The organism is [Pseudopropionibacterium] massiliense (assembly GCF_900607225.1).
Classification (GTDB): Bacteria; Actinomycetota; Actinomycetes; order Propionibacteriales; family Propionibacteriaceae; genus Arachnia; species Arachnia massiliensis.
The window spans coordinates 3,367,664-3,376,529 of record NZ_LR027842.1; the positions used below are offsets into that span (position 1 = coordinate 3,367,664).

Annotated in this window: 2 protein-coding genes and 3 rRNA genes; 1 reads left to right on the forward strand and 4 read right to left on the reverse strand. The window is 59.4% G+C overall.

The annotated features are described in order from the left end of the window. Positions 1-2: 2 nt before the first annotated feature. Positions 3-2,372, forward strand: a complete 2,370-nt coding sequence (locus tag E0E39_RS15055) for a hypothetical protein (protein ID WP_130875487.1) — start codon at positions 3-5, stop codon at positions 2,370-2,372. Here E0E39_RS15055 and E0E39_RS15060 read toward each other — a convergent pair whose 3' ends face one another. The 4 genes from E0E39_RS15060 to E0E39_RS15075 form a co-directional block, all read right to left on the reverse strand. Beyond that, positions 2,373-3,209: a fructosamine kinase family protein gene (locus E0E39_RS15060; RefSeq protein WP_130875488.1), complete on the reverse strand. Its 837-nt coding sequence runs from the start codon at positions 3,207-3,209 to the stop codon at positions 2,373-2,375. It abuts the gene before it with no gap. A gap of 250 nt (positions 3,210-3,459) precedes the next feature. Further along, a 5S ribosomal RNA gene (gene rrf / locus E0E39_RS15065) occupies positions 3,460-3,576 on the reverse strand. A 139-nt stretch (positions 3,577-3,715) separates the two neighbouring features. Beyond that, positions 3,716-6,831, reverse strand: a 23S ribosomal RNA gene (locus E0E39_RS15070). A 275-nt stretch (positions 6,832-7,106) separates the two neighbouring features. Continuing rightward, a 16S ribosomal RNA gene (locus E0E39_RS15075) occupies positions 7,107-8,632 on the reverse strand. The 16S, 23S and 5S rRNA genes sit together here, the layout of an rRNA operon. Between the last annotated feature and the right edge of the window lie 234 nt (positions 8,633-8,866).

The window sequence follows — 8,866 nt, forward strand, 5'->3', positions numbered from 1 at the left end:
TCATGAACGGATATCTTCTGCTGGCCATTGAACTGGCGGCAATTCTTGTCGTGTGCGTCGGTTTGGCGTTGTTCCTGGGGTGGGTTCTCGGAAAGCGTTCCGCCCGCGCGAAACTGCTCGCCGCGCAGGAATCGGAGTCGACGCGGCAGGCCCCCGAGGTGAGGACGACGACAGCCTCCGGGACCGACGAGAAGAAAGAACCCACGCCTCTCAGCCTCCACACGGTTCCCGTGACCACACAGGCAGCCCCCGTCGCCGCGCAGTCCTCCTCCCCGATCGTGATGGCCTCCACCCCCGATTCGCAACAGCCGGTGTCGAACCCGTCGCCCTTCGCCCCGAACCCGTCGGCCGCGGGGGCCACCGCATCCGCCGAGACGGGCACTCCCCAGCCCGATCTCCTCAACGACCGCACCGTCTCCGACGATTCCACCGTCGACACCCACATGATCCCCAGGATCGCCGACCAGGCCACCCCCTCCGCACCCGAATCCGAGGCGCCGGATCCGCGGCTGCTGGAGGCGGAGACCCGCGCCACCGAGGCCGAGGCCAAGGCCCAGGAAGCGGAGGCCAGAATCGAGGAGGCGGAGGCAAAGGTCGAGGAGGCCAACCAGCGTGCCCGTGACGCCGAGGCCAAGGCCCAGGAAGCGGAGACAAAGGTCGAGGAGGCCGGTCAACAGGTCACGCAGGCCGACCAGCGAGTCTCCGAGGCGGAGGCCCGCGCAGCCGAGGCGGAGACCCGCGCCCAGGAGGCCGACCAGCACATCAGCGCCGCCGAACAGGCCCGTCGCCAGGTGGTCGAGCTGGAGGAGCGGATCAACAAGCAGGAAATCGACATGGCCCGGCTGGAGAACCGCGCCACTGCCGCGTGGGACAAGACGATGCCGACCCTGATCGAACGAATCGAGTCCTTGGAGGACGATCTCTCCCAGGCCCGCCGTGAGGCCGCGGAACTCCAGGCCATGCTCACCGCCGAACGCGAGCAGATCGCACCCACTCCGGCTCCCGAGGACAACGACACCGAACCCGAGCCGGCCCCGCAGGCGCAGATCGAGGAAACCGGGGAGACCGGGGTCATCAAGGAAGAACCCTGGCAGACGATCGGCCCCGGCGCCGGGGCGGCGCAGGAAACCCCGATCGCGTTCGCATCCAGCACCCTCCCCGACATGCAGCCCACCACGGAGGAGGCGGAAACCGAACCCGAGCAGGAGGACGACACCCCCCAGGCCGAGACCGCCGGGGAAACCGAACCCGAGCCCGTCGAGGACACGACAGAAACCAGTGACGGCGTGACCGAGGAGCCCGAACCGGCCGGCGTGACCGAGGAGGACGCAACCGCGGAGGCGACGGATGTCGAGCCTGCGGACGAGGGAACCGACGAGACCGAGGCCATCGAGGAACAGCCGCCAGCAGAGGAACCCGCCGAGGAGCAGGAGGTTCACCCCCACGAACAGCTCGCCCCCACCGCTGTCGTCGAGCACGAGGTGGAGGTCCCGGACCACGAGAAGCACGAGGAACAGGACGAGAAGGCCGAGGAACCCAGCGAGGACGAGAAACCGGGGGAACCCGACAACGAGGACGAGGAGCCCGCGGAGGACGAGGAGAACACCGAGACCCGGCTGATGCCGCTGATCCCGGAACCCACCTTCACCGACTTCGAGGAGTTCACCGCCGCCTGGAAGGCCCGGGAAGTGCCCAAACCCGAGAAGAAACCGGAGAGCACCACCGCCTGGCCCGAACCCGATGACGCGGAAGCGGCCACGGCGACCCGGCTGATCCCCGTCATCAAGGACGAGGAACCGACACCCCGGCCCAGCGGCGGATCCGATGATCTGTCGGCCCTCACCGACACCGGAAGTTTCGCCCGGCTCATCGCCACCGGTCCGGCACCGGAGGTTCCCTCCTTCGCCGCCCCGCTGGACATTCCCGAAACGGAATACCTGGCCCCCACCACACCGGCCTATCCCGTCACGACGCACCACGACGACGCGACCATCCCCGACATCCCGAGGATCACCGCGCCGATCACCCAGCCCTTCGAGGCCCCCGCCCCCGCCACGAACGACCTGCTGATCGACGAAACCGAGGTCGACGAGGTTCCCGTCACCGCCGGGCTCTCCGATCCGGAACCGGCTGCGGAGCCGCACGTCAACGCGGGGCACATCATCACCCCACAGTTCAGCATGACGAAGGAACACAACGGTGTCCTGCGCAGTCCCCTCGAACCGAAGGGGCAGCAGCTCTCGATCAGCCTTGAGGAGGACTACACCCTCGCAGATCCGGTCGACGAGGCGATCGAGGTCATGGACGCCCCCGAGGAGGAATTCCCCGTCGGGGTCGGCATCCCGCCCGAGGACTATCCCCGGGCCCGGTGATCAGCTGGCGAGGTCGGCCGTTCCGATCCTGACGGGCTGCCGCCTGCTCCGCTCCGCATCCCCCCTGAGACGCCGAGCCAGGGTGAGGGCCTGGGGAATGTAGTTCCCGGAGTAGAGGGCAGCGTGCACCAGCACCATGTGGAACTGGTGCACGGACACCCGATGCCGCCAGCCGTCGGCCAGCGGGCTGACCTCTTGATAACCGGCGATGATGGAATCCAGATGTGGAGCCCTGAAAAGCGCCAGCTCCGCCAGATCCGTCTCGGCGTGACCGCCATGAGCCGACGGATCGAGCAACGTTCCGGTCGTGCCCTTACCACCGGATGTGATGGCCCACATCACGTTCCCGGCCCAGAGATCACCGTGGATTCTCGCGACCTCCCCGACCAGCGCGGGCTGCGGGGCATCGAAACGTCCCTCCGCCACCAGGTCGATGGCCCGGTGCAGCACCAGCCTGGCCTCCCTGGGCACCTCCGCCAATCTCAGGTAGGGACGCAACCTGGCCTCGGCGTAGAACTCGCCCCAGCTGTTCCATCGGGAGGTGTGACTGACGGGAGCCGGCAACTCCGCCAGCCGCGCATCGGTGTCGCGCAATCCTGGTGGGGGTGCACCCCAGTGGGATGCGCCAGCCGCATGGGTTCGCGCGAGACGTCTCCCGAATCGAGCGGCATCCTCAGGGCTTGGGGTTCCGTGGGCGAGACGCCGGGTCTCCAGCCACGACTGCCCGCGATTCACCACTTCAGCCACAGCAGCACCGCCCGGCACACCGGCCAGCCAGAAGAGACTCGTGACCTCCGTTGCGATGGCCGCAGGGCTGCCGCTCTTGTGGAAACTCATCGTCCCTCCCCACTGAGCACTCGCGAAAGAGCTGACGCATTCGATGCGCCACCTCCGTCAGGGCCAGACATCCGTTCCATACTCAAGGCTCCCTTGCCTACGTGCCGCCCGGGATGGTCACCCGGACCTCAAGCTTACAGGGAATTCTTCAGGAAACCAGCCCCTGCGAGCGGATGAACTCTGGCGGGTGTGGGTATGGGTGTGCCCCCGGGGGGGTGGTGTGTTTCCCCGGGGGGCTGTGATGGTGGTGTTCCGGCGGCGTCTTACTCTCCCACACACTCGCGTGTGCAGTACCATCAGCGCTGGGAGGCTTAACTTCCGGGTTCGGGATGGGACCGGGTGTTTCCCTCTCGCTATGGCCACCGGAACAAGTCCGTGACACAACCAGCAATAGTCACTGTTGCTGTTGTTGAGTTGTGTATAAAACATTTTGTGTGTGGTGTTTGTGTGTTCTGGGATACCTTATAGTGGACGCGATTAGCAGTAGTAGTTGTTGTTGTTGGTGTTGTGGCAAGCCCTCGGCCTATTAGTATCGGTCAGCTTCACACATTACTGTGCTTCCACGTCCGACCTATCAACCCTGTGGTCTGCAGGGGGCCTTACCACCTTGACGGTGTGGGAGTCCTCATCTTGAAGCGTGCTTCCCGCTTAGATGCTTTCAGCGGTTATCACTTCCCAACGTAGCCAACCAGCCGTGCTCCTGGCGGAACAACTGGCACACCAGAGGTTGGTCCGTCCCGGTCCTCTCGTACTAAGGACAGCCCTTCTCAAGACTCCTACGCGCGCAGCGGATAGGGACCGAACTGTCTCACGACGTTCTAAACCCAGCTCGCGTGCCGCTTTAATGGGCGAACAGCCCAACCCTTGGGACCGACTCCAGCCCCAGGATGCGACGAGCCGACATCGAGGTGCCAAACCATGCCGTCGCTATGGACGCTCGGGCAAGATCAGCCTGTTATCCCCGGGGTACCTTTTATCCGTTGAGTCCTGGCGCTTCCATCCGCTACCAGAAGATCACTAGTCCCGACTTTCGTCCCTGCTCGACCCGTCAGTCTCGCAGTCAAGCTCCCTTGTGCACTTACACTCACAACCTGATTGCCAACCAGGCTGAGGGAACCTTTGGGCGCCTCCGTTACCTTTTAGGAGGCGACCGCCCCAGTCAAACTACCCATCAGGCACTGTCCCTGAACCGGATAACGGTCCTAGGTTAGATAACCAGAGTGACCAGAGTGGTATTTCAACGATGACTCCACCGAAACTAGCGTCCCGGCTTCACAGTCTCCCACCTATCCTACACAAGTCACACCGATCACCAATACCAAACTATAGTAAAGGTCCCGGGGTCTTTCCGTCCTGCTGCGCGTAACGAGCATCTTTACTCGTAATGCAATTTCACCGGGTTCGTGGTGGAGACAGCGCCCAAATCGTTACTCCATTCGTGCAGGTCGGAACTTACCCGACAAGGAATTTCGCTACCTTAGGATGGTTATAGTTACCACCGCCGTTTACTGGGGCTTAAGTTCACCGCTTCACCACACAAAATGGCTGACAGTTCCCCTTAACCTTCCAGCACCGGGCAGGAGTCAGTCCGTATACATCCTCTTACAAGTTGGCACGGACCTGTGTTTTTAGTAAACAGTCGCTTGGGCCTGGTCTCTGCGACCCTCAACGCTCTCAACGCAAAGGTTTAACACGTATCAGGTCCCCCTTATCCCGAAGTTACGGGGGTATTTTGCCGAGTTCCTTCACCACGATTATCCCGATCGCCTCGGTATACTCTACCTATCCACCTGTGTCGGTTTAGGGTACGGGCGGCTCACAACTCGCTCACGAAGCTTTTCTAGGCAGCATAGGATCACTCAACCCACACCACAAAAAGTGCAGGCCCATCATGTCTCAGGCACACGGAATGCGGATTTACCTACACCCCACCCTACACACTTAGCCTCAGACAACCAACACTGAGGATGAGCTACCTTCCTGCGTCCCTCCGCAGCTTGCCTACTACACACTCGGATCACAGACTCAACCACCCACCACCCCGAAAGGCAGCAGACAGTCTCGCATGCTTAGCATCACGCGCCTCAGCACGGGCGTTGCTCCGCCGGTACGGGAATATCAACCCGTTGTCCATCGACTACGCCTGTCGGCCTCGCCTTAGGTCCCGACTAACCCAGGGCAGATTAACTTGACCCTGGAACCCTTGGATAATCGGCGGACGGGTTTCTCACCCGTCATTCGCTACTCATGCCTGCATTCTCACTCGTATGCACTCCACGACAGGTCACCCCACCACTTCAACACGCACACGACGCTCCCCTACCCATCCACACAACCTTCCGGCCACACGCATGGATGCCACAGCTTCGGCGGATAACTTGAGCCCCGCTACATTGTCGGCGCAGAATCACTTGACCAGTGAGCTATTACGCACTCTTTCAAGGATGGCTGCTTCCAAGCCAACCTCCTGGTTGTCAACGCAACTCCACATCCTTTTCCACTTAGTTACCGCTTAGGGGCCTTAGCTGATGATCTGGGCTGTTTCCCTCTCGACTATGAAGCTTATCCCCCACAGTCTCACTGCCACGCTCTCACTTACCGGCATTCGGAGTTTGGCTGATTTCGGTAAGCTTGTGGGCCCCCTAGACCATCCAGTGCTCTACCTCCGGCAAGAAACACGCAACGCTGCACCTAAATGCATTTCGGGGAGAACCAGCTATCACGGAGTTTGATTGGCCTTTCACCCCTATCCACAGCTCATCTCCTCGGTTTTCAACCCAAGTGAGTTCGGGCCTCCACGAAGTCTTACCTTCGCTTCACCCTGGCCATGGATAGATCACCCCGCTTCGGGTCTAGAGCACGCGACTAAACCGCCCTATTAGGACTCGCTTTCACTACGGCTACCCCACACAGGTTAACCTCGCCACGCACCACTAACTCGCAGGCTCATTCTTCAAAAGGCACGCCGTCACCCAAAACAAAAAGTTTCAAGCTCCGACGGATTGTATGCGACCGGTTTCAGGTACTATTTCACTCCCCTCCCGGGGTACTTTTCACCATTCCCTCACGGTACTACTACACTATCGGTCACCAAGGAGTATTTAGGCTTAGCAGATGGTCCTGCCAGATTCACACGAAATTCCACGAGTCCCGTGCTACTTGGGAACAACAACAAACGAGTGACAGACATACACCTACGGGAGTATCACCCTCTACGCTCCAGCTTTCCAACCAGTTCAACTTCATCCATCATTTATAACTCGCCGGCCCGTCAACAGCCAGACCACATCGCATCCCACAACCCCCATACCGCAACACCTGTCAGCTATCACACGGCACGGGTTTGGCCTCCTCCGCTTTCGCTCGCCACTACTCACGGAATCACTATTGTTTTCTCTTCCTACGGGTACTGAGATGTTTCACTTCCCCGCGTTCCCTCCAACCACCCTATACATTCAGGCAGAGGTCACCGGACACAACTCCGGAAATTCAAGGTTTCCCCATTCGGAAATCCCAGGATCAAAGCTCGTTTACCAACTCCCCTGGGCTTATCGCAGGTTACAACGTCCTTCATCGGCTCTTGGTGCCAAGGCATCCACCGATCGCACTTAGTAGCTTGCCAAAAAACAACAACAAAATCTACAAAGATGCTCGCGTCCACTATAAAGTTCTCAAAACACACACCCCCGACACCCAACCACACAACGCAGCCAGAAAATCAAAGGCACCACAGAGAAACCGCAGCCACACAAGACCACCGACCCCTCAAAACCCAACAGCGCGCCACCACAAAAACATGGTACAAGCCAACGTTCCACCCAGAAACCAAAAACATGACCAGCCCAGAAACACAACATCCCTGAAAAAACCAGCCACAAATACCATTCGGCTCCTTAGAAAGGAGGTGATCCAGCCGCACCTTCCGGTACGGCTACCTTGTTACGACTTAGTCCTAATCACCAGTCCCACCTTCGACAGCTCCCTCCCAAACGGGTTAGGCCACCGGCTTCGGGTGTTACCGACTTTCATGACTTGACGGGCGGTGTGTACAAGCCCCGGGAACGTATTCACCGCAGCGTTGCTGATCTGCGATTACTAGCGACTCCGACTTCATGGGGTCGAGTTGCAGACCCCAATCCGAACTGAGACCGGCTTTTAGAGATTCGCTCACCCTCACAGGCTCGCAGCTCACTGTACCGGCCATTGTAGCATGCGTGAAGCCCTGGACATAAGGGGCATGATGACTTGACGTCATCCCCACCTTCCTCCGAGTTGACCCCGGCGGTCTCCAATGAGTCCCCGGCATAACCCGCTGGCAACATTGGACGAGGGTTGCGCTCGTTGCGGGACTTAACCCAACATCTCACGACACGAGCTGACGACAGCCATGCACCACCTGTAAACCGACCAAAAAGGCACGCCCATCTCTGAACGCTCCCGGCATATGTCAAACCCAGGTAAGGTTCTTCGCGTTGCATCGAATTAATCCGCATGCTCCGCCGCTTGTGCGGGGCCCCGTCAATTCCTTTGAGTTTTAGCCTTGCGGCCGTACTCCCCAGGCGGGGTACTTAATGCGTTAGCTACGGCACGGAGAACGTGGAATGTCCCCCACACCTAGTACCCACCGTTTACAGCGTGGACTACCAGGGTATCTAAGCCTGTTTGCTCCCCACGCTTTCGCTTCTCAGCGTCAGGAAAGGTCCAGAGAACCGCCTTCGCCACCGGTGTTCCTCCTGATATCTGCGCATTCCACCGCTCCACCAGGAATTCCATTCTCCCCTACCTCCCTCAAGTCAGCCCGTATCGAAAGCAAGCTCAGAGTTAAGCCCTGAGTTTTCACTCCCGACGCGACAAACCACCTACAAGCTCTTTACGCCCAATAAATCCGGACAACGCTCGCACCCTACGTATCACCGCGGCTGCTGGCACGTAGTTAGCCGGTGCTTCTTCTACTGCTACCGTCACAAAAAGCTTCGTCACAATTGAAAGCGGTTTACAACCCGAAGGCCGTCATCCCGCACGCGGCGTTGCTGCATCAGACTTCCGTCCATTGTGCAATATTCCCCACTGCTGCCTCCCGTAGGAGTTTGGGCCGTATCTCAGTCCCAATGTGGCCGGTCGCCCTCTCAGGCCGGCTACCCGTCGAAGCCTTGGTGAGCCACTACCTCACCAACAAGCTGATAGGCCGCGAGTCCATCCCCAACCAAAAAATAATCTTTCCAGCCAACAAGATGCCTTGAAAGCTCATATCCAGTATTAGCAACCGTTTCCGACTGTTATCCCAGAGATGAGGGCAGGTTACTCACGTGTTACTCACCCGTTCGCCACTCGTGTACCCCAAAAAAGGAGCCTTACCGTTCGACTTGCATGTGTTAAGCACGCCGCCAGCGTTCGTCCTGAGCCAGGATCAAACTCTCCATCGAAAAAATTCAGACACACCCACACCCACCACTACAAGCAGACACAGGCACACCAAAAAAAATTTCAACACAGAACCCAATCACCGACAAACCCCCACAACACACACAAAACGCACACACTGCAGGGGCCATCAATCAAAGGAAAAAACAAGAAACAAACCAAAAAATGGTCCATCCCCAAAAAATGGCATTGACTTAAAGCACGCTGTTGAGTTCTCAAAATTCGGAAGCCAATCA

What these genes read in the sequence shown, in the direction of transcription:
- E0E39_RS15055 (WP_130875487.1), top strand. Translation starts at nt 3, where the DNA reads ATGAACGGATATCTTCTGCTGGCCATTGAACTGGCGGCAATTCTTGTC.
- E0E39_RS15060 (WP_130875488.1), bottom strand. Translation starts at nt 3,209, where the DNA reads ATGAGTTTCCACAAGAGCGGCAGCCCTGCGGCCATCGCAACGGAGGTC.